Source organism: Modestobacter excelsi, assembly GCF_005930495.1.
Lineage (GTDB): Bacteria > Actinomycetota > Actinomycetes > Mycobacteriales > Geodermatophilaceae > Modestobacter > Modestobacter excelsi.
This window is the reverse complement of the sequence record NZ_SJEX01000084.1, coordinates 1-22,762: the sequence shown is the minus strand read 5'-3', so window position 1 is coordinate 22,762 and position 22,762 is coordinate 1. Positions and strand designations below refer to the sequence as shown.

Below are 22,762 nucleotides of genomic sequence, written 5' to 3'. Positions count from 1 at the left end.
GGCCGAGGCGGCGACCGCACCGGTGGCGACGTCCACGGCGAGCACCCGGACGGCGGCGGTGGCGAGGTCGACGCCGAGGGCCAGCTCGCCGTCGGCGGTCACGCGCCCGGCCCGCCGGCGACCCGCGGGAGCAGCAGGTCGGCCAGGCCGGTCAGGTCGGGCACGGCCAGGTCGGGCTCGGCGAGCTGCTCCGGCGTGGGGGAGTCCGGCGCCTCGCCGCGCAGCACCCACACGGTGCCCAGGCCGAGCGCCGCGGCCGGGCGCACGTCGGTGTCCAGCCGGTTCCCCACGTGCACGGCCTGGCCGGCCGAGCAGCCGGCCCGCTCCAGGCACCAGGTGAACAGCTCGGGGCTGGGCTTCTCGTGGCCGACCAGCGCCGAGATGCCCCACACGTCGACGAACGGGGCCACGCCGTCCCGGGTCAGCGCGTCGACGACCGGCGCCTCCTGGTTCGCGAGCACCCCGACGACCACCCGCCCCGACAGGGCGCGCAGCAGCGGCAGCACGTCGGGGTACAGGGTGCCCGGCGGGTGGGTCCAGTACCGGCGGGTCCGCTCGTGCAGCGGGCCGCGCAGCCCGGGGTCGCCGAGCAGCTCGGTGGCCAGCGCGGTGCGCAGCGAGCCGCCCTGCCGGGCGCGGACGGCGTCGTACACCTGGTGCACCGCGGCCCGGTCGACCGGCCCCCGGCCCTGCTCGGCGCGCAGGTCGTCCAGCGCGCGCACGACGGCTGCGACGAAGTTGCCGTCGTCGTAGACGGGCCCGCCGACGTCGAGGAACACCGCCCGCAGCTCGTCGGGCAGCGTCACGAGGGAGCGGTCATGCCGGGCTGCCCCCGCCCAGGCGGGCGCGGCGCTCGATCACGTCGTCCCGGGCGAAGAACTTCTCCACCGACGCGGTGTCCAGCGGCACCACACCGCCCACCGAGTACGCGGCCACCCGCACCTGCGCGCCCTTCACCGCCATCTCCGACGCCGCGTGCACCCCGGCGGGGCCGGGGGCGTTGACCACGATGCCGTGGTTGCCCAGCAGCACCAGGGTGGGCAGCTCGCCGTGGGCGGCCACGTGCTCCTCGAGCGCCCGCAGGTAGACCCGGCCCAGGTCGATGCCGGGCGTCGCGTAGGGCACGTACAGCGGCCGGCCGATGACGACCGCCTCGTCGGAGTAGACGTGCCGGTCCCACGCCGTCGACCCGTGCACGCTGGCCAGCAGCCCGACGACCGCCGTCGGGTGGGTGTGCCCGACGAAGGCCGTGGGGGCCAGCGCCTGCGCGGCCACGTGCACCAGGGTCTCGATGGAGGCCCGCCGGCGCCGGCCGTCGTGCTCCCCGGCGTCCAGCGCCGCGGTCAGGTCGGCCTGGGTGGCGGTGGGGGAGCGCATCAGCTCCACCAGCGGGTCCACGTCGACGACCACGAAGTCCTCCGCGGTCGCCGTGCGCATGCTCGACCCGGACGCCTTCACGACCACCCGGCCGTCGAGCAGCCGCTGCGAGGTGTTGCCCTCGGCCAGGATGACCAGCCCCCGCTCCTGCTCGCCCAGCGAGCGGGTGAGCGCGAGCAGCTCGGCGCTGACCAGGGACGGGTCCCAGACCGCGGTCACCCGGTCCGCCCGTACTTCCGGTTGGTCAGCCCGTTGAGCAGCGCGGCGAACACCAGGACGACGCCCAGCGCGAGCAGCTGGTACTGCGAGCCGGCGTTGCCCGGCACGGCCAGCAGGATGCCGGCGTTGAGCCACACGACCAGCAGCGTGGCCAGCACGACGCCCGCGACCCGGCCGATGCCGCCGGTGATGGCGACCCCGCCGAGCACCGCGATGGTGATCGCCGGCAGCGCCATGCCGGTGCCGGTGACCCCGGCGTCCGGGCGGGCCGAGGCGAACTGCGCGACGGTGACCACCGCGACCAGGCCGGAGATGACCCCGGCGAGCACGTAGGCGGAGAACCGGGTGCGCCGCACGTCGATGCCGGCCCACTGGGCCGCCACGTCGTTGGTGCCGATGCCGTAGAGCCGGCGGCCGAACGTGGTGCGGTTGAGCAGCACCCAGACCACGATCGCGACCGGGACGAGGAACGTCAGGGTGCCCAGCGGGATCGGCAGGCCGTCACCGACCGGCACCTCGATCGAGCGCGCGGTGGAGAAGAACTCCTGGATCGGCGCGGTGCTGATCGGCTGCTGGTCGTTGATGACGATCGCGATCGAGGAGAACGCGTAGTAGGTCGCCAGCGTGGTGATCAGCGCCGGGTAGCCGACGTAGGCGATCAGGAAGCCGTTGACCGCGCCGCAGAGCCCGCCGAAGACGGCAGCCAGCAGGATCGCCGGCCACAGCGGCCAGCCCCACTCCCCGTAGGCGAAGCCGAACACCATGCTGGTCAGCGAGACGATCGCGCCGACCGACAGGTCGATGCCGCCCCGTCCGGACGTGATGACCAGCAGCTCGGCCAGGCCCAGCATGACCAGCGGGACGGCGCTGATCAGCGCCGAGGACATGTAGGACAGGTCGTAGGGCGCCGTCAGGTAGTTGTTGCTGCTCAGCGTCGTCATCGTCACGACGATGACGAGCAGCAGCACCAGCAGCAGCACGATCCGCTGGGTCAGCAGCGCCCGCAGCAGGGCGGCCGGCAGCTGGCCCAGCCGGGACCGGGACTGCGCTGAGCCGTCCTCGGGCTGGGGGGCCTGCGCAGGGGCAGGGGAGACCGCGGTGCTCATGCCGTCCTCCTCGCGCGCTGGCGGAGCAGGTCGGCTCCGACGGCGATCAGGATGAAGATGCCGATGAAGAGGCTGGCCAGCTGGGAGCGCCAGCCCAGCTGGGTCACCCCCGAGGCGACCGTCTGGACCAGGAGGGCGCCGAGCACGGTCCCGAGGACCGACCCGCGCCCGCCCATGATGGAGGTGCCGCCGATGACCACCGCCGCGATCGCGGACAGCTCCATCCCGGCGCCCACGTTGGGGGCGAGGGTGGAGGTGCCCTGCGCGATCACGAAGCAGGCGGCCAGCCCGGTCAGCAGGCCGGTGAGCACGTAGGCCGACAGCACCCGCCGCTGCACCTTGACCCCGGCCAGCCGGGCCGCGTCGGCGTCGCCACCGATGGCGTACAGGTGCCGGCCGCTCGGGGTGTGCCGCAGGTAGTACCAGGCCAGGGCAGCGATCACGAGCATCAGCAGGAAGCTGTGCGGGATGCCGAGCGTGCGCCCGGCGGCGCCGCGGCCGAACACGTCGAGGGTGTCGGGGATGCCGTTGACCGTGGAGCCGCCGAAGACCCGCAGCCCGACGAACTTGAACAGGTTCGCGGTGCCGAAGGTGATGATGATCGCGTGCACCCGCCCGTAGGCGATGAGCACGCCGTTGACCAGCCCGAGGACGCCGCCCAGCACCATCGACAGCAGCACCGCCACCGGCAGCGAGATGCCGGAGTCGACCATCGCCTTGGCGACGACGACCGCGCAGACCATGACCATGCTGGCCACGGACACGTCGATGCCGCCGGTGATGATGATGACCGTCATCCCGATGCCGATGAGGGCGACCGGCGCCATCGCGACCAGCAGCGGCACGATGGAGCCGCCGGTCAGGAACGCCGGGGTGCCCAGCCAGAGGGCGATCCACAGCGCCACGATGACCACGATCAGCACGATCTCCTGGCCGGTGATCGGGAACGGCAGCACGCGACCGCGCGCCTGCGCGGTGTGCTCGCCCTCGCCGGCGGGGGCGCCGCCGGCGGGGGTCAGGGTCGATGAGCTCATGCCGCCTCCTCCTGGTCGACCGCGCCGGCGGCTGCGGCGAGGACATCGGACTGGGTCGCGCCGGGGCCGAACTCGACCGTCGTCGTGCCGGCCCGCACCACCTGCAGCCGGTCGGAGACGCGGATCGCCTCGGGCAGGTCGGAGGTGACGATCAGGACGGCGGTGCCCTCGTCGGCGAGCTGGCGGATGATCTTGTGGATCTCCTCCTTGGCGCCGACGTCCACACCCTGCGTCGGCTCGGCGAGGACCAGGACCTGCGGCCGCTCGACCAGCTGGCGGGCGAGCACGACCTTCTGCGCGTTGCCGCCGGACATGGCCGAGACCGGCTGCCGCTCGTGCGGGGTCTTGACCGCCAGCCGCTGGATGAAGTCGCGGGCCACCTGGCGCTCGCGGCCGCGGTCCATCCAGGTGCCCAGCCGGGACAGCAGCGGGAGGTGCCCGGCGGAGATGTTGAAGGCGATGGACTGGAAGCTGAACAGGCCCTGCAGCTTGCGGTTGGCCGGCAGCAGGGCGATGCCCAGCTTCTTGGCCTCCCGGGGCGAGCCGGGGGAGACCGGCGTGCCGTCCAGCAGCATCCGGCCCGCGGTGGCCCGGCGCATGCCGTAGACCGTCTCGGCGATCTCCGCGGCCCCCGAGCCGATCAGGCCGTAGAGCGTGACGATCTCGCCGGGCCGGATCGCGACGTCGACGTCGGTGTACTCGCCGGCGGAGGCCAGCCCCTCGAGCACCAGCCGGGGGGCGGCGTCGGGGATGGTCCGCTCGACCGGGTTGTCCTCGAGGATGCCGCCGACCATCAGCTCGACGACGCGGCGGACGGAGAGCTCGCCGATCGGCCAGGTGCCCAGCGTCTGGCCGTCGCGCATCACCGTGACCTCGTTGGCGATGACGAACAGCTCGTCGAGCCGGTGGGAGATGTAGATGATCGCGACCCCGGAGGAGGCCAGCCGGCGGACGACGCCGAACAGCACCTCGATCTCGGTGTCGGTGAGGATGGCGGAGGGCTCGTCGAGGATCAGCACCTCGGCGTTGCCGACCAGCGCCTTGGCGATCGAGACCTGCTGCTGCTCGGCGATGGACAGCTCGCTGACCGGGACGGTGGCGTAGCGGGCCGGCAGGCCGATGAGCTCGAGGAGCTCGACGACCCGGGCGTTCTGCGCCGACCAGTCGACCCGGCCGTGGCGCTTGATCTCGCGCCCGGTGAAGACGTTCTCGGCGACGGTCAGGTCGGGGAAGAGCTGCGGCTCCTGGTAGACGGTGGCGATGCCCAGCGCGATGGCGTCGGCGGTGCTGGAGATCGTCACCGGCCGGCCGTCGAAGGTGATCGCACCGGTGTCGGCGGTCGCCGCCCCGGAGAGGATCTTGATCAGCGTGGACTTGCCGGCGCCGTTCTCCCCGACCAGGGCGTGGACCGTCCCGGCGCGGACGGTCATGTCGGCGTTGCGGATGGCCCGCACGGCGCCGTAGCGCTTGGACACCCCGGTCACCGACAGGCGCTCCGCGCCGGCTCCGGAGGTGTTGGACGGGACCGGTGCGGCGTCGGCCGACCCGGTCGTTGTGGTGTCGCTCATCGTCTCCTCGCTCCGGACGGTCCCGGGGAGGGCCGGGAGCACCGGCCCTCCCCGGGGGTGGGGATCAGTAGTCGTAGTCCCCGGCGTTGTCCTTGGTGATGGTCAGCGGCGGACCGAGCAGGAGGACCTTGCTGCTGGGGTCGAAGGTCACCCCGGTGATCTTGTCGCTGACGTCGTTGGTGGCCTGCAGCTCCTTGCCGTCGGCCAGCTGGACGCCGGTCCACGCGGTCAGGTAGCCCAGGTTCTCGACGTCCCACAGGATGCTGGCGCTCGAGGAGCCGTCGGACAGGTAGGGCGCCATCGACTGCGGGGTGCCCAGGCCGACCGAGAAGACCTTGGCGATCTTGCCGGCGTCACGGATGGCCTGCGCCACACCAGGAGCCGACGAGGTGCACTCGCCGACCAGGCCGGTGAGGTCCGGGTGGGCGTTCATCAGGTCCGTCGCCATCTGGGTGGCCGCCGCCTGGTCCTCACCGGCGTAGACGATGTCGACGATCTCGGCGTCCGGGTACTTCTGGGCGGTGTAGGCCTTCTGGACGTCGATCCACGAGTTCAGGTTCTGCGCGGTCTGGCCGCAGGAGACGATGGCGTACTTGCCCTTGCCGCCCATCGCGGTCAGCAGCGCGTCGGTCAGCGCCTGGCCGATGCCCTCGGTCGAGGCCTGGCTGACGAAGACCTCGCGCACCGAGTTCGGCGCGTCGGTGTCGGCGGTGGCGACCTTGATCCCGGCGTCGGCGGCCTGCTTGAGCAGGGGGGCCATCGAGTCGGGGTCGTTCGGCGCCACGATCAGCGAGTCGACGCCCTGCTGGATGTAGGAGCGGACGATGTCGGCCTGCGCGGCCGGGTCGGCCTCGACCGGGCCCTGGTACAGCCAGGTGCAGCCGATCTCCTCGCAGGCGGCCTTGCCGCCGCTGTTCATCGCCTCGAAGTACGGGATCCCCTGCAGCTTCGGGACGAACGCGACGGTGTAGTCGCCACCACCCCCGCTGCCGCTGGCGCCGCTGCCGCCGCTGTCCCCGCTCGAGGCCGAGCCGCCGCTGCCCTCACCACACGCGGTGACGGTCAGCGCCAGGGCCAGGCCGAGCCCGGCAGCGATCTTCGTTCGTGTCTTCCTCATCGGACCACCTCATCGGAGTGGGGTTTGTTCCCCGCGGTGTCACCAGCTCGGCGAGCCGGTGGAGTGCTCGGGACGTCGGTCGGTCGTCAGCCGGGGAGGAGCCCCCGCCGTCGGTCGTCGTCCAGAGTCATCTGCCGCAGCCGGGCTGCGGCCTCCTCCCAACGCGCGTCCGGGCGCGGGGAGCAAGTGCGGATCTCGGTGGTCCGCGCCACGACGGCGCGGACCTCGGCCACGTCGGCCAGCTCACCGAGGGCCACCAGCTGGACCGCGGCGTTGCCCAGCGCGGTCGCCTCCACCGGGCCGCAGTGCACCGGCAGGCCGGTCGCGTCCGCGGTGGCCTGGGCCAGCAGCTGGTTGCGGGCCCCGCCGCCGGTGATGTGCACGGCCGGCGGCGGCGTGCCGGTGACCGCGGCGATGTCCTCGACCGTGGTGCGGTAGGAGAGGGCGAGGCTGTCGACGACGCAGCGCGCGACCGCGCCCGGGGTCTCCGGCACCGGCGCACCGGTGCGGTCGCAGTAGGCCTGCACCCGGGCCGGCATGTCGCCGGGGGCCAGGAACTCCGGGGCGTTGGGGTTGACCACGCAGCTCAGCTCCGGCTCCTGCGCGGCCAGCTCGACGAGCTCGGCGTAGCCCAGCTCCAGCCCCTGCCGGGCCCACGCCCGGCGGCACTCCTGCAGGATCCACAGGCCCATGACGTTGCGCAGCAGCCGGGTGGTGCCGGCGTAGCCGCCCTCGTTGGTGAGGTTGGCGGCCTCGGACTCCGGTGTGACGACGGCGTGCGGGGCCTCGACGCCGACCAGCGACCAGGTGCCCGAGGAGATGAACAGCGCGCCGGGTGCGGTGAACGGTGTGGCGACGACCGCGCTCGCGGTGTCGTGGCCGGCGGGCGCCACCACCCGGGCGCCGGCCAGCGGGCCCTTCCCGAGTGCGCCGACGACCGGGCCCAGGTCGGTGCCCGGCGGCACGACCTCCGGCAGCACCCGCGCCGGGATGCCCAGCTCCTCGGCCAGCTCGACCGCCCAGCGCTGCCCGACCATGTCGTAGAGCCCGGAGGTGGAGGCGGCGGTGAACTCCGTGGCCCGGGAGCCGGACAGCAGGTGGTGGAAGACGTCGGGCAGCATCAGCAGGGTCGCCGCGTCGTCCAGCCGGCGGGTCGTGCGCGCGTCGGAGAGCAGTGCGAAGACGGTGTTGATCTCGTTGATCTGGGTGCCGGTGGACCGGTAGAGGCGGTCCCGGCCCACCGTGGCCAGCGCCTCGTCGAGCGCGGTCAGCTGGCGCGGGTCCCGGTAGCAGGTGGGGGCGTCCAGCAGCGTGCCGTCGGCCCGCAGCAGGCCGTAGTCCACGCCCCAGGAGTCGACGCCGACCGATGCGACGGGGTCGTCCCCGCCGAGTGCGCCCAGACCCGCGGTGATGTCCCGGGTCAGGCCGGCCAGGTCCCAGCGGAGGATGCCGTCGACCGGTCGCGGCAGGTGGGCGAACCGGCTCACCTCGGCGGCGTGCAGCCGCTCGCCGTCGAAGGTGGCGCGCACGACCCGGCCGCTCTCGGCGCCGAGGTCGACCGCGGCGACGGTGCGCACGGCCCGGGTCACCGGTCCGCCTCGGTCACGCGCACCCGGTGCACCGGCAGCCCGTCGGCCTCCAGCTGGGCGACCAGCGCGGGATCGGCGCCGGTGTCGGTGTAGACCGCGGTGATGTCCGCGGTGGGGGCCGCGGTGTGCAGCGAGAAGCTGCCGAACTTGCTGGAGTCGGCGAGGCCGTAGAGCTGGCGGCAGTGCGCGGCGAGGTACTGCTTGGCCTGCGCCTCCTCCAGGGCCATCTCCAGCAGGCCGCGCTCGGCGGAGACGGCGTGCGCGCCGATGAAGAGCTTGTCGATGGAGCCGCGTCCGGCGAGCACGTCCCCGAACACCCCGACCACGGACCGGGCCGACCGGCGGACGACGCCGCCCGGGACGAGCACCGTCGCGTCGGACCGCTCGGAGAACAGCGTCGCGGTCGGCATGCCGTTGGTGATCACCACGAGGGACCGGCGGTCCACGAGTTCCCGGGCCAGGTAGTGGCAGGAGCTGGAGGAGTCCAGGGCGATGACGTCGCCGTCCCGGACCAGCGGGGCGGCCGCCCGGGCGATGGCCCGCTTCTCCGCACGGTGGGCCGTCAGCCGGGTCTCGAAGGAGCCCTCGTCCAGCACCGGGGTGGTCACGGCGCCGCCGCGGACCCGGCGGAGCGCCGACCGCTGCTCGAGGGCGTCGAGGTCCTTGCGGATGGTGACGGCGGAGACCTCGAGGCGCTGGGCCAGCTCGTTGACCTGCACCCGGCCGTTCGCGCCGAGCGCGGAGAGGATGAGCTCGGAGCGGGCGTGCTCGTCGTAGGACGGCAAGACGACCCCCTCGCACTCCCCGTCCGCGGTGACGGGCCCGAGCCCCCCGGTGGACTCGTGGAGCGGGAACGTAAACCCTGCGAAACCGGCACGTCAACGGTGCACAGGCGGGCGAAAGCCAGACGCTTTCGTAACGGGGGTCACAGCTTTCGAACGGCGGCCGGCGGGGTCCGGCGGCCGCCGTCGGGTCACGAGCTGGCGAGCTGGATCAGGTTGCCGCAGGTGTCGTCGAGGACGGCGGTGGTGACCGGGCCCATGGTCAGCGGTGCCTGGGTGAAGGTGACCCCGGCCGCGACCAGCCGGGCGTGCTCGGCGTGCACGTCGTCGACCGCGAAGGAGGTGAACGGGATGCCGTCGGCGACCAGCGCCTCCTTGAACGGCCGCACCGCCGGGTGGCCGTCGGGCTCCAGCAGCAGCTCCACGCCCTCCGGCGCCTCGGGGGAGACCACGGTGAGCCAGCGGTGCTCGCCCATCGGGACGTCGTGCTTGGGCCGGAAGCCCAGCACGTCGGTGTAGAACCGCAGTGCCTTCTCCTGGTCGTCGACGAGGACGCTGGTCAGGGCGATCTTCACGGGGTCTCCTCCGGGGGACGGGTGGGCCAGCGGTCCGCGATGGCCCGCAGGGGGGCGGTGTCCAGGTGCAGGAACGTGTACCGGCCCTCGCGTCGCCGGACGACCAGGCCGGCTGCCGCCAGCACGTCGAGGTGCTGGGAGACCGCCTGCCGGCTCGAGCCCACCCCGTGCCGGCTGACCAGCCGGGCGCAGAGCTCGAACAACGTCTGGCCGTCCCGGTCCTGCAGCTCGTCGAGCACCAGCCGCCGGGTCGGGTCGGCGAGGGCCTTGAACACGTCGCCCACACCGCGACGATAGGCAAGTGTTGGCTTGCCTGACAAGGGTCTGCGCCTCCTCGGCGACAGCACGGTCCGAGGAGTCGGCCCACCCGTCGTGGCGCCCGGACCCACAGGTGGCGCACAGCGGCGGCAGTGCGCAGGCGCAGCAGCCGTCGCCAGAGTCGTCGGCAGCCGTCCGCGAGGTGGCGGAGACGAGGAGGAGAGATCGATGGACAGCACGAGGCGATGGCAGCGTTGGACCGGCGGCGCCGGGCTGGTGGCCGCAGGTGTGGTGGCCGGTGGCATCCTGGCCGGCACGCTGAGCGCGAACGCGGCCGAGGGCACCACGGCGACGGACAGCACGAGCAGCGAGTCGGCCGTCGACCCGTCCCAGCCGCAGCGTTCCGACGAGCAGCTGCTGACCGGGGACACCAAGACAGAGGTCGAGGCCGCCGTGCTGGCGCAGTACCCCGGCGCGACGATCGAGCGCACCGAGACCGACTCCGACGGGGTCTACGAGTCGCACGTGGTCACCGCGGACGGCGATCACCTGATCGTCCAGGTGGGGGAGGACCTCACGGTGACCGGCACCGACTCCGGCGGTGGCCACGGTCACGGCGCCCCGGACGACGACGACGCGGAGGGCTGAGCCCGTCCGGAGTGCGCTGGTCGTCGCCGGACCGACGACGACCAGCGCACACCCGGCGGCCGTAGGGTCGGGGCATGACCGCACCCGACCGCAGCAGCAGCCCACCCGCGCGCCGCGAGCGGCTGGTCGGCCTGCTCGTGCTGGGCGTCGCCGTCGTCCTGCTGCTCTCCTCGGTCACCTGGTTCAGCAGCGACCGCAGCGGCGTGGGCATCGGCCAGCTCGTCCTCGCCCTGGTGCTCGCCGGCATCGGCGGGTTCCTGGTGCGGCGGTCGTCGCCGCGCTGAGCCGCAGGGCTGGCGCGGCTGCGGCAGACGCGGCAGTGTGACCGCCAGCACACCGAGATCAGGAGGAGCCGTGCACATCGACCGCGCGAAGCTGGTGCAGCTGCTGCACACCGAGGGCGACAACGACCAGGCCGAGAAGGTCGCGGCGCAGCTGCCGGAGCAGATCGACACCGACCGGGACGCCGACGCACTCACCGCGGTCGGGCTGGACCCGACCCAGCTGATGGCCAAGCTGGCCGGCGGCGCCTTCGGCAGCACCCTCACGCCCTGAGCGGGGTCCCAGCGCTGCAGCAAGCGAGCGCTGGGACTCCACCCAGCCGTCAGCCCGCGTAGGGGCGCTCGCGGGCCAGTTCCTCCTTGGCGACGCCACGGATGTGCACCGCGTCCGGGCCGTCGACGATCCGCAGCGTGCGGGCGCTGGCGTAGAAGCGGGCCAGCACGGTGTCGTTGCTGACCCCGGCGCCGCCGTGCACCTCGATCGCGCGGTCGATCACGTCGCAGGCCACCCGCGGCGCGGCGACCTTGATCGCCGAGATCTCGGTGCGGGCGCCCTTCGCGCCGTACCGGTCGATCAGGTCGGCGGTCTGCAGCACGTAGAGCCGGACCTGGTCGATCTCGATCCGCGAGCGGGCGATCAGCTCGCGCACCGTGCCCTGCTCGGCGAGCGGCCGGCCGAAGGCGACCCGGGACTTGACCCGCTCGACCATCAGGGCCAGCGCCCGCTCGGCCATGCCGATCGCGCGCATGCAGTGGTGGATGCGGCCGGGCCCCAGCCGGGCCTGGGCGATCATGAAGCCGTCGCCCTCGCCGGAGAGGATGTTGGTCACCGGGACCCGGACGTCGGTGAACCGGAGCTCGGAGTGCCCGTGCTGGTCCTGGTACCCGAAGACCGGCAGGTGGCGGATGATCTCGAAGCCGGGGGTGTCCCGGGGCACCAGGACCATCGACTGCTGACGGTGCGGCGGACCGTCGGGGTCGGTCTTGCCCATCACGATGAAGATCTGGCACCGCTCGTCGGCGCTGCCGGTGATCCACCACTTGCGGCCGTTGATCACGTACTCGTCGCCGTCGCGCACGATCGAGGTCTGGATGTTGCGGGCGTCCGAGGACGCGACGTCCGGCTCGGTCATGGCGAACCCGGACCGGATCTCGCCCTCGAGCAGGGGGTTCAGCCAGCGGTCCTGCTGCTCCTGGGTGCCGAAGAGCATCAGGGTCTCCATGTTGCCGGTGTCCGGCGCCCCGCAGTTGGTCACCTCCGGCGCGATCGTCGGCGACCAGCCCATGATCTCGGCGATCGAGGCGTACTCGAGGTTCGTCATCCCGCCGAGCTCGTGGTGGAAGAGGTTCCACAGGCCGCGCTTGCGGGCCTCGGTCTTGAGCTCTTCCAGGACGGGCGGGTGGGCGTGGTCGTCGTGGCCGCGCGCGGCGCGCCACTGCTCGTAGACGGGCTCAGCGGGGAACACCTGGTCCCGCATGAAGTCCCACATCCGGCCACTGACGTCCTCGGCCTTGGCGGAGAGGGTGAAGTCCATGCCGGGACGTTAGCGCCGGACGTGACGCAGGGCGCACCGGGGTGCGCGCGCACGACCGCCCCGGACACCTGCGGCGTCCGGGGCGGTCGGGGTGGTGCAGGGATCAGCGGTTGGTGCGCAGCGAGTGGTCGGCGCCCCGCGCGGTGTCGACGGTGTGCACCTTGCCCAGCGCGATGACCAGGCCGACCAGCGCCGTGACCAGGTGCAGGACGTTGTCCGCCCAGTTCAGGTTCAGGAAGTCCCAGTCCTTGTCGATCGCGATGAGGCCGTAGACGAACGCCGCGCCGTAGCCGACCGCGAGCAGCCAACCGTAGGTGCGGGCCCCCTTGAGCGTCCGCGACAGGGCGATGCCGACGACGCCGATCAGGATGTGCACCACGTTGTGCATCGGGTTGATCATGAACCCGAGCAGGGTCTCGTCGTGCTCCATCGGCATCCCGTTCGCGTTGCCGAAGAAGTCACCGAAGCCGGTGATGAAGAAGCCGATGATGCCGATCAGCGTGTAGATCACGCCGAAGGCCAGGGCCAGCTGCTGCGGCCAGGTCATGCCCCGCGAGCCGGAGCCGGGGAGGTCTGCTGTGGACATGGGGTCTCTCCAGTGCGTCGCGCCCGCCATCTTCTTGACGGGCTTCGTCTGGGTACCCCCGCGCTCCGGTTCCGGAACGGGGGGCACCCGAACGAGTGACGAACCGTGACCTGTCAGGCCGGCCGGGGGGTCGCCTTCGGACGGCGGACGACGAACGGGCCGATGGCCAGCAGGTCCACCGGCGCCGAGCCGAAGCACTCCAGCGCGTCGCGGGGGTCGTCGACCATCGGCCGGCCGGCGGTGTTCAGGCTGGTGTTGACCACCACGGGCAGCCCGGTGCGACGCTCGAACGCGGCGATCATCCGGTGGACGAGAGGCTGGGTGTCCGGGTCGATCGTCTGGATCCGCGCCGTCCCGTCGACGTGGGTGACGGTGGGGATGCGGTCGCGCCACTCCGGGGCCACGTCGTGCACGAAGAGCATGTACGGCGAGGGGATCGGACCTCGGCTGAAGATCTCCGGCGCCTTCTCCAACAGCACCATCGGTGCCACCGGGCGGAACTGCTCGCGGCCCTTCACGTCGTTCATCCGTTCGAGGTTGGCCTCGAACCCGGGGTGGGCCATCAGCGAGCGGTGGCCCAGCGCGCGGGGGCCGTACTCGCTGCGGCCCTGGAACCAGGCGACGATGCCGTTGTCGGCCAGCACCTCGGCGACGGCGTCGGCGACGTCGTCCGGGCGCTCGTAGTCGATCGCGGCGGTGATCAGCACCTGCTCGATCTCCTCGTCGCTCCACCCCCGGCCCAGCGCCGCGCCGGGCATCGGCTGGGTGTCCTCGCCGAGCTCGCGGGCCACGTGCAGGGCAGCGCCGAGCGCCGTCCCGGAGTCGCCGGCGGCCGGCTGCACCCACACCTGCTCGAACGGGCTCTCGGCGAGGATGCGGGTGTTGGCCACGCAGTTCAGCGCGGTGCCTCCGGCCAGGGTGAGCACCCTGTCGCCGGTCTGCTCGTGCACCCAGCGGGCCAGGTCGATGAGCACCTCCTCCAGGCGCTGCTGCACGCTGGCGGCGAGGTCGGCGTGGTCCTCGGTCCACGCGTCGCCCTTGCCCAGCCGGGGGGCGAACTCGGTGTAGTCGATCTCCTCGGTCCGGAAGCCGCCGTCGCCGGTGGCGCGGATCAGCCCCGACAGCTCGCCGACGAAGCGCGGCTTGCCGTAGGAGGCCATCGCCATGACCTTGAACTCGTCGGAGCTGCGCAGGAAGCCCAGGTGGTCGGTGAGGTCCTCGTACATCAGGCCGAGCGAGTGGGGCAGCGCCTGGCCGGCGAGCACCTCCAGGTGCCCGTCGACGTAGCGGCCGGCCAGGTGGCTGTGCGCCTCGCCGCGGCCGTCGAGCACGAGCACCGAGTTGTCCCGCTGCGGCGCGGCTAGCCCGGCCGAGGCCGCGTGCGCGACGTGGTGCTTGACGAAGCGGACCTTCGCCGGGTCGAGCCCGGGCAGCGCGTGGGCGAGGAAGTCCGGCGCCATCTCGGCGTACCTCTTGCGCATGACGTCGCCGTCGTCGAAGAGGCCGGAGTCCTCCGGGGTGCCCATCAGCGCCGGGTCGAAGGAGTAGGCGACCGCGTCGAGCTCCTCGGGCCGGATGCCGGCCTCCGCCAGGCACCAGGCCGCGGACAGCTCGGGCAGCTCCCAGGCGCTCCAGGGCAGCGGGCGCTTGCCGTGCTTGCGGCGGCTGAAGCGCTCCTCCTCGGCGGCGGCCACGACCCTGCCGTCGACCACCAGGGCGGCCGACGGGTCGTGGTAGATGGCGTTGATGCCCAGCACCTTCACGTGCGCGCTCCAATCAGCCGGGCGCTGGCCGCCCGGTCAGACCTAGATCATCACTCGGCAGGAGGGATGCCGCAGGACGAACTCCTGGGCCGGGGTCAGCTGCTGGTCGCGGTCACCGCCGACGGAGCGCTGCTGCACCGCCGGGAGCGCGGGCCTACCCGGCGCGCTCGCTGAGCAGGTGGCGGTCCAGCACGGCCTGCAGCCCGAGCGTCTTGTAGCCGACCTCCTCGAAGAGGACGACGATCCGGTCCTCCTCGTGCCGCATGACCACGCCGGGGCCCCACTCGGTGTGCTCGACGGCGGTGTCGAGCGGGAACGGGTGGTCGCCGTCGACGACCGGGTCGGCGTGCTCGTACGCCGACCCGGAGTGGCAGGTGTCGCAGTTGCCGCACGGCTCGTCGAGCTGCTCCCCGAAGTAGCCGAGCAGGAACTGCCGCCGGCAGCCGGTGGTGTCGGCGTAGCCGCGCATCATCTCGATCCGGCTCTCGTCGACCCGGACGTGGTTCTCGGCCAGCTCGCGGGCGGCCTCGGCGGCCTCACCGGGGGCGGGGGCGTCTGGCGCCGGGGACGCCGTGCCCTGGTCGTCCAGGACGACGGCGCCGGCCTGCTCGAGCAGGTTGAGGTCGCGCACCAGCGGGGTGGCGGCGAGGCCGGTCTCCTCGCGGAGCTCGGTCACGTCCACGCCGTCCAGGCCGGCCGCGACGCCGGCCTGCACCAGGCCGGCGACCTCCTGCAGCTCCTCCTCGGCCGGCGCGCCGGCGGCGAAGAACTTCCGGATGCCGAGGTCCTCCTGGCGGTAGACCAGGACCGCGACCGCGGGCTCGCCGTCCCGCCCGGCTCGGCCGATCTCCTGGTAGTAGCTGTCGATGGAGTCCGCCGGCTCGGCGTGGACGACGAAGCGGGTCTCCGGCTTGTCGATGCCCATGCCGAAGGCGGTGGTGGCGACGACGACGTCCAGCTCGTCGTCCATGAACTGCCGCTGCACCTCCTCGCGGTCGCTCTTCTTCAGCCCCGCGTGGTACGCCGCGGCGCGGAGCCCCCGGTCGGTGAGCGCCTCGGCGAACTCCTCGGTGCCCCGGCGGGTCGCGCTGTAGAGGATCCCGGTGCCCCGCTGGCTCAGCTCGGTGACCCGGTCCAGGACGGCGGTGTGCTTGCCGTGCGCGTCGGCGTGGTGCTCGACCTCCAGGTGGATCTCCGGGCGGTCGAAGCCGGCGACCACGACCGCCGGGTCGGCCATCTCCAGCCGCTCGAGGATCTCGGCACGCACGGGGGGAGCCGCGGTGGCGGTGAGGGCGAGCACCGTCGGGTGCCCGAGCTGCTGCACGACGCCGCCGAGCCGCAGGTAGTCGGGGCGGAAGTCGTGCCCCCAGGCGGAGACGCAGTGCGCCTCGTCGACGACGAACAGCGCCGGCGCGGCCGTCCGGATGGCCTCGACCACCTCGGGCTTGGCCAGCTGCTCGGGGGCGAGGAAGCAGAAGCGGACCGTTCCGTCCCGCATGCCGTCGAGCACCGCCTGGTGTTCGAGCGCGGACAGGCCGGAGTTGAGCACCGCGGCCCGGCCGACGGCTGCCTCGCCGAGCTCCTCCAGGCGCTGCACCTGGTCCCGCTGCAGGGCGATGAGCGGCGAGACGATCACGACCGGGCCGTCGAGCAGCAGCGCGGCGACGGTGTAGACGGCGGACTTGCCGGCGCCGGAGGGCAGCACGGCGAGGGTGTCCCGGCCGGCCACCGCGGCCTTCATGGCGTCCTCCTGGCCGGGCCGGAACTCGGTGAACCCCAGGACGTCGCGGGCGGTCTCCCGGATCCGGCGGGTGCGCACGGAGGCCGAGCCACCGGCCTTGGTCGCGGGGTCGGCGGGACGCTCGGCGGTCGCAGTCACCGACGCCGTCTGCCCGCGCTCCGCCGTCGACAAACCAGGTTGCGCACCACCGGTCGCCCCGGCGGGCGGCGCGCCGCGGCGGACTACCGTGCGCTCGTGCCCACCTCCTACCGGATCGCCGAGGCAGCCGCGCTGCTCGGCGTGAGCGACGACACCGTCCGCCGCTGGATCGACAGCGACCGGTTGTCGGCCACCCGTGAGTCCGGTCCGGCACAGGTCGACGGCGCCGACCTCGCCCGGGTCGCCACCGAGCTGCACCCGGCGCCGCAGCCGGGCACCACCCGGTCGTCGTCCGCCCGCAACCGGCTGACCGGCATCGTCACCCGCGTCGTCCGGGACACCGTGATGGCGCAGGTGGAGATCCAGGCGGGCCCGTTCCGGCTGGTCTCGCTGATGTCCCGCGAGGCCGCCGACGAGCTCGGCCTGGAGGTCGGCGTGCGGGCCGTCGCGACCGTCAAGGCCACCCAGGTCAGCGTCGACGTGCCGTGAGGAGGCTGGCCCTCGTCATCGCCGTCATCGCCGTCCTCGCGCTCGCCGGCTGCGGGGCGGACGACGGGGCCGAGGAGGTCACCGGCACGGTCACCGTCCTCGCGGACACGTCGCTCACCGACGTCTTCACCCAGCTCGGGCAGCAGCTGGAGGGCGACCACCCCGGGCTGGACGTGCAGTTCGACTTCGGCGCCAGCGCCGACCTGGCCGAGCGGCTGACCGACGGCGCCCCGGCCGACGTCTTCGCCGCCGCCGGCACCGACCCGATGGACGTCGTCACGGACAACGGCATCGTGTCGCGGGCGCCGACCCTGTTCGCCACCGAGCAGCAGGCGGGGGACCTCGTCGGCTACCCGATCTGCACGCTCACCGACGCGCCCAACCCCGACGGTGCGCTGGCCTTCGTCGAGCTGGTGGTGTCCGACGCCGGGCAGCAGGCCCTGACGGCGGCCGGCTTCTCCCTTCCCTGAGGGAGGCGCAGGGAGTCCGCAAGTGCGGACGATGTCTGGCTACAGTCCCGCATGCGCGGTCCGCTCCTGGTCGGTCCGGCGTCCGAGGAGGACCTGTGCGGAAGACCCGAGCCCTGTTCGCGCTGGCCGTCGTCGGGGTGCTGGGCCTGACCGCCTGCGGTGGTCCCGCGTCGGGCACCGCAGCCGGGACGTCGTCCTCCTCGTCCGCCGGCGACCTGAGCGGCACGCTGACGGTGTTCGCCGCCGCCTCGCTGACCGACGTCTTCGGCGACCTCGGCGACCAGCTGATGACCGGGAACCCCGGTCTCGAGGTCCAGTTGAACTTCGCCGGCAGCTCGGCGCTGGCCACCCAGCTGACCCAGGGCGCCCCGGCCGACGTCTTCGCCGCGGCCAACGAGGAGCAGATGGCCGTGGTCACCGACGCCGACCTGCAGGCCGCCGACCCCGCCGTCTTCACCCGGAACGCGCTGGAGATCGCGGTGCCGAAGGGCAACCCGGGCGGGGTCACCGGGCTCGCCGACTTCGCCGACCCCGACCTGACGGTGGCCGTCTGCGCCGCCGACGTCCCGTGCGGTGCAGCGGCGGCCGCCGTGTTCGCCGACGCCGGCGTCACCGCGCAGCCCGACACCGAGGAGGAGGACGTCAAGGCCGCGCTCACCAAGGTGCAGCTCGGCGAGGTCGACGCGGCGCTGGTCTACGCCACCGACGTGCAGGCGGCCGGGGACGACGTCGAGGGCATCCCGTTCCCGGAGGCCGAGCAGGAGGTCAACGACTACCCGATCTGCGTGCTCGAGGCCGCCCCGAACCCGGAGGCCGCGCGGGCGTTCGTCGACCTGGTGCGGTCCGATGCCGGGCAGCGGGCGCTGACGGACGCGGGGTTCCGCGCGCCGTGAGGGCCCGGGGGAACGGCGGCGTCCCGCTGCCCCTGCTGGTCCCGGCGGCGCTGGCGGTCGCCTTCCTGGTGCTGCCGCTGGCCGGGCTGGTGGTCCGGGCGCCGTGGTCGACGATCGGGCCGCAGCTGGCGCAGCAGGAGGTCGGCCAGGCACTGCGGCTGTCGCTGCTGTCGGCGACGCTGGCCACCGGGGTGTCGCTGCTGCTCGGCGTCCCGCTGGCCTGGGTGCTCGCCCGCTCCCGCATCCGCGGCAGGTCGGTGCTGCGCGCGCTGGTGACGGTCCCGCTGGTGCTGCCGCCGGTGGTCGGGGGTGTGGCGCTGTTCCTGGTGATCGGCCGCACCGGGATCCTCGGCCGTCCGCTGTACGAGCACCTCGGGGTGACCGTCCCGTTCACCACGGCGGCCGTGGTGATCGCCGAGACGTTCGTGGCGATGCCGTTCCTGGTGATCAGCGTGGAGGGTGCGCTCCGGGCGGCCGACGCGCGGTTCGAGGACGCCGCCGCCACCCTCGGCGCCGACCGGTGGACGACGTTCCGCCGGGTCACCCTGCCGCTGGTGGCCCCGGGGATCGCGGCGGGCGCGGTGCTCTGCTGGGCCCGGGCCCTGGGCGAGTTCGGGGCGACGATCACCTTCGCCGGCAACTTCCCCGGCACCACGCAGACCATGCCGCTCGCGGTCTACCTGGCACTGCAGCGGGACCCCGAGGCGGCGATCGTCCTGTCGCTGGTCCTGCTGGCGGTCTCCCTGGGGACCCTGCTGCTGCTCCGCGACCGCTGGCTCGGCCGCGGCCCGGGTCAGGGCGTCGCGGCGTGACCCTCGACGCGCACGTCGTCGTCCAGCGAGGGTCGTTGGGGGTGGACGTCGAGTTCTCGGTCGGGGACGGCGAGGTGCTGGCCGTCCTCGGCCCGAACGGCGCGGGGAAGTCCACCGTCCTGCGGGTGCTGGCCGGGTTGCTCCCCGCGGACGCCGGCCGGGTGGTCGTGGACCAGGACGTCTGGGACTCCGCCGACCGGCACGTGCCGGCGCACCAGCGCTCGCTGGGCATGGTGTTCCAGGACCACCTGCTCTTCCCGCACCTGTCGATCACCGAGAACGTCGCCTTCGGGCTGCGGTCGCGGGGGATGCGCAAGGCCACGGCCCGGGCGACGGCCGAGCCGTGGCTGGACCGGGTGGGGCTGGCGGACCTGGGCGACCGCCGTCCGGGCGAGCTGTCCGGTGGGCAGGCGCAGCGCGCGGCGCTGGCCCGGGCGCTGGTCGGCGACCCGCGGGTGCTGCTGCTGGACGAGCCGCTGTCCGCGCTCGACGCCCGCACCCGGCTCGCCGTGCGGGCCGAGCTGCACCGGCACCTCAGCGACTACGCCGGCAGCGCCGTGCTGGTCACCCACGACCCGATCGACGCGATGGCGCTGGCCGACCGGGTGGTGGTGGTCGAGGACGGCCGGGTGGTGCAGGCCGGCACCCCGGCGGAGATCGCCCGCCGGCCGCGCACCGACTACGTGGCCCGGCTGGTCGGGCTGGTGCTGCTGCCGGGCACCGGAGCCGGGGCGCAGGTCGCCCTGGACGGCGGCGGGCTGGTGGCGGTCGCGGAGGACGCCGCCGGGCCGGTGTTCGCCGCGATCCGGCCGGAGTCGGTGGCGCTGTACCTGGAGCGGCCGGCGGGCAGCCCGCGCAACGTCTGGCCGCTGCGGCTGGTGGCGGCGACCCCGCACGGCTCGGTGGTGCGCTGCGACCTGGACGGCGAGGTGCCGCTGACCGCCGACGTCACCGCGACGTCCTTCGCCGAGCTCGGCCTGGCCCCCGGCGTCGCCGTGTGGGCGTCGGTCAAGGCCTCCGAGATTGCCGTCTACGACCGCTGACAGAGTGGGGGCATGACGTCGGAGGCGCCCGTGGCCGGGCTGGTGCTGGCCGCCGGCGGGGGACGGCGCTACGGCATGCCGAAGGCGCTGGTCGAGTACGAGGGCAGCCTGCTGGTCGAGCGCGCGGTCCGGACGGCGGCCGCGGTCTGCGACCCGGTGCTGGTCGTCCTCGGCGCGCAGGCGGTCGACGTCTGGCGCACCGCCGACCTGTCCGGCGCGACCGTCCTGGTGAACACCGACTGGGCGAGCGGGATGGCCTCCAGCCTGCGCACCGGCCTGGACGGGCTGCGCGGCTGGCCCGGTCGGGTCGACGCCGCGCTGGTGCAGCTGGTGGACATGCCGGGGATGACCCCGGCTGCGCTGGCCCGGATGGCCGGGCACGCGGCCCCCGACGCGCTGGCGGTGGCGAGCTACGACGGCGTCCGCGGGCACCCGGTGCTGCTCGGCCGGGAGCACTGGGCCGGGGTGGCGGAGACCGCGACCGGCGACGAGGGCGCGCGCCGCTACCTGGCGGCGCGCGACGTCCTCGAGGTCGACTGCACCGGCCTGGCCGACCCCACCGACCTCGACGTCCCGCCCCTGGCCTGAGCCGCCCACCCGAGCCCGGCCACCAAGTACCTTCGCGCCGTGGACACTCTCCTGGCCCGGGTCACCGAGGAGCCGTTGTCGGTCGCGGAGCACGAGGCGGCCGTCGCCGACAAGGCGGCGGGCGCCGTCGTCTCCTTCGCCGGCGTGGTCCGCGACCACGACGGTGGCCGGTCGGTCACCGAGCTGGAGTACGTCGGGCACCCCACCGCGCCTGAGCTGATCGCCGAGATCGCGGCGGAGTTCGCTGCCCGCCCCGACGTCCGGTCGGTCGCCGTGTCGCACCGGGTGGGGCTGCTCGCCATCGGGGACGTCGCCCTGGCCTGCGCGGTGAGCGCGGCGCACCGCGGGCAGGCGTTCACCGCCTGCGCCGAGCTCGTCGACGAGGTGAAGGCCCGGCTGCCGATCTGGAAGCGCCAGGTGTTCACCGACGGCGAGGAGGAGTGGGTCGCCTGCCCCTGACCTGACGGTCGGAGGTCAGCGGGCGCCGGCCAGCCCGTCGTCGTCGCGGCGGGACGTGCCCTCGGCCTGCTCCTCCTCGGCCTCGGCCTCCAGCCGGCGGGCCTCCCCGTCGAGCGTCGCCGCGGCGTCGCCGTGCGTCTGGCCGTACAGCTCCTCGGCATGACCGAGCAGCTCCTCGGCCTTGGCCTTCGCCTTGTCGAACAGGCTCATCGGACTCTCCTCATCCGCCGTGGCACAGGTCGGCTTCCGCGCCCCGGTCCGCTCCTCGCTCGTTCCTCGCTGCGATGCTCCCGGAGCTGTCAGCCTCCGGCGAAGGGGGGCAGCACATCGACGACCGCCCCCGGCGCCAGCACCAACGCGCGGTCGCGGGTGCTGGTTCCGTCGACCAGGAACGAGCACGCCGTGAGCACCCGTTCCAGCCGCTCCCCGTGGGCGTCGACGATCTGACCGACCAGCTCCTGCAGGCTGCCCGCGTCCCGGGTCTCGGTGTCCACACCGACGGCTGCGCGAGCCCCGGCGAAGTACCGCACCGTGACCACCGGGCTCAGCCGCCGATCGCGGACATCGGGCGGCTCGGCTGCAGGAAGCTGGGGTCGTCGATGCCGTGGCCGGGCAGCTTCGACAGCGTGGCGATCCGCCAGCGGTCGGCGATCTCCTGGTCGTCGGCACCCTCGCGCAGCGCGGTGCGCAGGTCGGACTCCTCACGGGCGAACAGGCAGTTGCGGACCTGGCCGTCGGCGGTGATCCGGGTCCGGTCGCAGGCGCCGCAGAACGACCGGGTCACCGAGGCGATCACCCCGACGGTCAGCCCGGTGCCGTCGACCAGCCAGCGCTCGGCGGGGGCGGCCCCGCGCTCCTCGACGTCGGGCACGAGGGTGTGCGCGGCGGTCAGCCGGGCCAGGATGTCCTCCGCGGTGACCATCTCCCCGCGGGTCCAGGCGTGGTGGGCGTCCAGCGGCATCTGCTCGATGAAGCGCAGCTCGTAGCCGTGCTCGAGGCAGTACTCGAGCAGCGGGACGGCGTCGTCCTCGTTGATGCCGCGCAGCAGCACCGTGTTGATCTTCACCGGGGTCAGCCCGGCGTCCTTCGCCGCCTTGAGCCCGGCGAGCACGTCGGGCAGCCGGTCCCGGTACGTGAGCTGCTTGAACCGGTCGCGGTCCAGCGTGTCCAGGCTGACGTTGATCCGGTCCAGCCCGGCCGCGGCGAGCGCGGGCGCCATCCGGGAGAGCCCGACCGCGTTGGTGGTCAGCGACACCTCCGGCCGGGGCAGCAGGGCGGTGGTGGCGGCCACGATGCCGGGCAGGCCCGGCCGCAGCAGCGGCTCGCCGCCGGTGAACCGGACCTCGCGGATGCCCAGGTGTTCGACGCCGATCCGGACCAGCCGGACGACCTCCTCGTCGGTGAGCTGCTCGACCTTGGGCAGCCACTGCAGCCCCTCGGGCGGCATGCAGTACGTGCAGCGGAGGTTGCAGCGGTCGGTCAGCGACACGCGGAGGTCGGTCGCGACCCGGCCGTGCCGGTCGACCAGGCCACCGGAGCCGGGGCGGCCCGCGTCCACCTGCGGGCGGATCCGCGGGTCGGGCAGGGGGCTGGGGGTCGTCACCGGACCGAATCTAGTCGTCCGGACGGGCTGCGCCGCTGGTTGCGTCGACGGGTCCGATCGCTGCTCCGCGGATGCGGACATGAGGCGG

General features: G+C 73.6%; 27 protein-coding genes. 10 read left to right on the top strand and 17 right to left on the bottom strand.

Going from position 1 to position 22,762, the window contains the following annotated elements:
• Nucleotides 1–98 precede the first annotated feature (98 nt).
• From FHL80_RS21050 to FHL80_RS21005, 10 genes are all read right to left on the bottom strand, one after another.
• A complete protein-coding gene (locus FHL80_RS21050) occupies nucleotides 99–806 on the bottom strand; it encodes an HAD family hydrolase (protein WP_138735303.1) in 708 nt (235 codons plus the stop codon).
• 10 nt (nucleotides 807–816) lie between these two features.
• Entirely contained in the window at nucleotides 817–1,596 is a 780-nt protein-coding gene (locus FHL80_RS21045) for a class II aldolase/adducin family protein (RefSeq protein ID WP_138735302.1), read from the bottom strand.
• Nucleotides 1,593–2,702, bottom strand: coding sequence for an ABC transporter permease (locus FHL80_RS21040; protein WP_138735301.1), 1,110 nt, complete (start codon nucleotides 2,700–2,702; stop codon nucleotides 1,593–1,595). The genes FHL80_RS21045 and FHL80_RS21040 overlap by 4 nt, the downstream gene beginning before the upstream one ends.
• Nucleotides 2,699–3,736 carry an ABC transporter permease gene (locus tag FHL80_RS21035; RefSeq protein WP_138735300.1) on the bottom strand — a complete coding sequence of 346 codons (1,038 nt, stop codon included), beginning with the start codon at nucleotides 3,734–3,736 and terminating at the stop codon, nucleotides 2,699–2,701. Before FHL80_RS21035 ends, FHL80_RS21040 begins: the two co-directional genes overlap by 4 nt.
• Complete coding sequence (locus tag FHL80_RS21030) at nucleotides 3,733–5,304, bottom strand: sugar ABC transporter ATP-binding protein (RefSeq protein ID WP_138735299.1); 1,572 nt, start codon at nucleotides 5,302–5,304, stop codon at nucleotides 3,733–3,735. Before FHL80_RS21030 ends, FHL80_RS21035 begins: the two co-directional genes overlap by 4 nt.
• A gap of 64 nt (nucleotides 5,305–5,368) precedes the next feature.
• Nucleotides 5,369–6,421, bottom strand: coding sequence for an autoinducer 2 ABC transporter substrate-binding protein (locus FHL80_RS21025; RefSeq protein ID WP_138735298.1), 1,053 nt, complete (start codon nucleotides 6,419–6,421; stop codon nucleotides 5,369–5,371).
• Between the two features lie 86 nt (nucleotides 6,422–6,507).
• A complete protein-coding gene (locus tag FHL80_RS21020) occupies nucleotides 6,508–8,010 on the bottom strand; it encodes a rhamnulokinase (protein ID WP_216870929.1) in 1,503 nt (500 codons plus the stop codon).
• Nucleotides 8,007–8,795: a DeoR/GlpR family DNA-binding transcription regulator gene (locus FHL80_RS21015; RefSeq protein WP_138735297.1), complete on the bottom strand. Its 789-nt coding sequence runs from the start codon at nucleotides 8,793–8,795 to the stop codon at nucleotides 8,007–8,009. The genes FHL80_RS21020 and FHL80_RS21015 overlap by 4 nt, the downstream gene beginning before the upstream one ends.
• A gap of 188 nt (nucleotides 8,796–8,983) precedes the next feature.
• Complete coding sequence (locus FHL80_RS21010; RefSeq protein ID WP_138735296.1) at nucleotides 8,984–9,367, bottom strand: VOC family protein; 384 nt, start codon at nucleotides 9,365–9,367, stop codon at nucleotides 8,984–8,986.
• Complete coding sequence (locus FHL80_RS21005) at nucleotides 9,364–9,651, bottom strand: ArsR/SmtB family transcription factor (protein WP_138735295.1); 288 nt, start codon at nucleotides 9,649–9,651, stop codon at nucleotides 9,364–9,366. Before FHL80_RS21005 ends, FHL80_RS21010 begins: the two co-directional genes overlap by 4 nt.
• 202 nt (nucleotides 9,652–9,853) lie before the next feature.
• Between FHL80_RS21005 and FHL80_RS21000 the strand changes: the two genes are divergently transcribed.
• The 3 genes from FHL80_RS21000 (at nucleotide 9,854) to FHL80_RS20990 (ending at nucleotide 10,828) form a co-directional block, all read left to right on the top strand.
• Nucleotides 9,854–10,273, top strand: coding sequence for a hypothetical protein (locus FHL80_RS21000; RefSeq protein ID WP_138735294.1), 420 nt, complete (start codon nucleotides 9,854–9,856; stop codon nucleotides 10,271–10,273).
• A 74-nt stretch (nucleotides 10,274–10,347) separates the two neighbouring features.
• On the top strand, nucleotides 10,348–10,557 hold the full coding sequence (locus FHL80_RS20995) for a hypothetical protein (RefSeq protein WP_138735293.1): 210 nt from the start codon (nucleotides 10,348–10,350) through the stop codon (nucleotides 10,555–10,557).
• Between the two features lie 70 nt (nucleotides 10,558–10,627).
• On the top strand, nucleotides 10,628–10,828 hold the full coding sequence (locus FHL80_RS20990; RefSeq protein WP_138735292.1) for a hypothetical protein: 201 nt from the start codon (nucleotides 10,628–10,630) through the stop codon (nucleotides 10,826–10,828).
• A gap of 49 nt (nucleotides 10,829–10,877) precedes the next feature.
• Here FHL80_RS20990 and FHL80_RS20985 read toward each other — a convergent pair whose 3' ends face one another.
• The 4 genes from FHL80_RS20985 to FHL80_RS20970 form a co-directional block, all read right to left on the bottom strand.
• The gene (locus FHL80_RS20985) at nucleotides 10,878–12,089 is read right to left on the bottom strand and encodes an acyl-CoA dehydrogenase family protein (RefSeq protein ID WP_138735291.1); all 1,212 of its coding nucleotides are present in this window, start codon (nucleotides 12,087–12,089) and stop codon (nucleotides 10,878–10,880) included.
• Between the two features lie 103 nt (nucleotides 12,090–12,192).
• Nucleotides 12,193–12,675, bottom strand: coding sequence for a DUF4383 domain-containing protein (locus FHL80_RS20980; protein WP_138735290.1), 483 nt, complete (start codon nucleotides 12,673–12,675; stop codon nucleotides 12,193–12,195).
• 113 nt (nucleotides 12,676–12,788) lie between these two features.
• Entirely contained in the window at nucleotides 12,789–14,438 is a 1,650-nt protein-coding gene (locus FHL80_RS20975; RefSeq protein WP_138735289.1) for a carbamoyltransferase family protein, read from the bottom strand.
• Between the two features lie 154 nt (nucleotides 14,439–14,592).
• On the bottom strand, nucleotides 14,593–16,317 hold the full coding sequence (locus FHL80_RS20970) for a RecQ family ATP-dependent DNA helicase (RefSeq protein WP_246078847.1): 1,725 nt from the start codon (nucleotides 16,315–16,317) through the stop codon (nucleotides 14,593–14,595).
• 96 nt (nucleotides 16,318–16,413) lie between these two features.
• Here FHL80_RS20970 and FHL80_RS20965 point away from each other — a divergent pair, with 96 nt between their 5' ends.
• From FHL80_RS20965 to FHL80_RS20935, 7 genes are all read left to right on the top strand, one after another.
• Nucleotides 16,414–16,806 carry a TOBE domain-containing protein gene (locus FHL80_RS20965; protein ID WP_014743386.1) on the top strand — a complete coding sequence of 131 codons (393 nt, stop codon included), beginning with the start codon at nucleotides 16,414–16,416 and terminating at the stop codon, nucleotides 16,804–16,806.
• A complete protein-coding gene (locus tag FHL80_RS20960) occupies nucleotides 16,803–17,276 on the top strand; it encodes an extracellular solute-binding protein (protein ID WP_138735288.1) in 474 nt (157 codons plus the stop codon). The genes FHL80_RS20965 and FHL80_RS20960 overlap by 4 nt, the downstream gene beginning before the upstream one ends.
• Nucleotides 17,277–17,371: 95 nt before the next feature.
• Entirely contained in the window at nucleotides 17,372–18,169 is a 798-nt protein-coding gene (gene modA, locus FHL80_RS20955; protein ID WP_138735287.1) for a molybdate ABC transporter substrate-binding protein, read from the top strand.
• Entirely contained in the window at nucleotides 18,166–18,981 is an 816-nt protein-coding gene (locus tag FHL80_RS20950; RefSeq protein WP_138735286.1) for an ABC transporter permease, read from the top strand. The genes modA and FHL80_RS20950 overlap by 4 nt, the downstream gene beginning before the upstream one ends.
• On the top strand, nucleotides 18,978–20,024 hold the full coding sequence (locus FHL80_RS20945) for an ABC transporter ATP-binding protein (protein WP_138735285.1): 1,047 nt from the start codon (nucleotides 18,978–18,980) through the stop codon (nucleotides 20,022–20,024). Before FHL80_RS20950 ends, FHL80_RS20945 begins: the two co-directional genes overlap by 4 nt.
• Nucleotides 20,025–20,036: 12 nt before the next feature.
• Nucleotides 20,037–20,612: a nucleotidyltransferase family protein gene (locus tag FHL80_RS20940; protein ID WP_138735284.1), complete on the top strand. Its 576-nt coding sequence runs from the start codon at nucleotides 20,037–20,039 to the stop codon at nucleotides 20,610–20,612.
• Between the two features lie 39 nt (nucleotides 20,613–20,651).
• On the top strand, nucleotides 20,652–21,071 hold the full coding sequence (locus FHL80_RS20935) for a molybdenum cofactor biosynthesis protein MoaE (RefSeq protein ID WP_138735283.1): 420 nt from the start codon (nucleotides 20,652–20,654) through the stop codon (nucleotides 21,069–21,071).
• A 15-nt stretch (nucleotides 21,072–21,086) separates the two neighbouring features.
• On the opposite strand, the gene FHL80_RS20930 is transcribed toward FHL80_RS20935, so the two are convergent.
• The 3 genes from FHL80_RS20930 to moaA all read right to left on the bottom strand — a co-directional run bounded on the left by FHL80_RS20930 (nucleotide 21,087) and on the right by moaA (nucleotide 22,674).
• Nucleotides 21,087–21,281 carry a hypothetical protein gene (locus tag FHL80_RS20930; RefSeq protein ID WP_138735282.1) on the bottom strand — a complete coding sequence of 65 codons (195 nt, stop codon included), beginning with the start codon at nucleotides 21,279–21,281 and terminating at the stop codon, nucleotides 21,087–21,089.
• 89 nt (nucleotides 21,282–21,370) lie between these two features.
• Nucleotides 21,371–21,610 (bottom strand): MoaD/ThiS family protein, encoded by a 240-nt coding sequence (locus FHL80_RS20925; protein WP_138735281.1) that lies wholly within the window; start codon nucleotides 21,608–21,610, stop codon nucleotides 21,371–21,373.
• A 5-nt stretch (nucleotides 21,611–21,615) separates the two neighbouring features.
• Entirely contained in the window at nucleotides 21,616–22,674 is a 1,059-nt protein-coding gene (gene moaA / locus FHL80_RS20920; RefSeq protein WP_216870928.1) for a GTP 3',8-cyclase MoaA, read from the bottom strand.
• Between the last annotated feature and the right edge of the window lie 88 nt (nucleotides 22,675–22,762).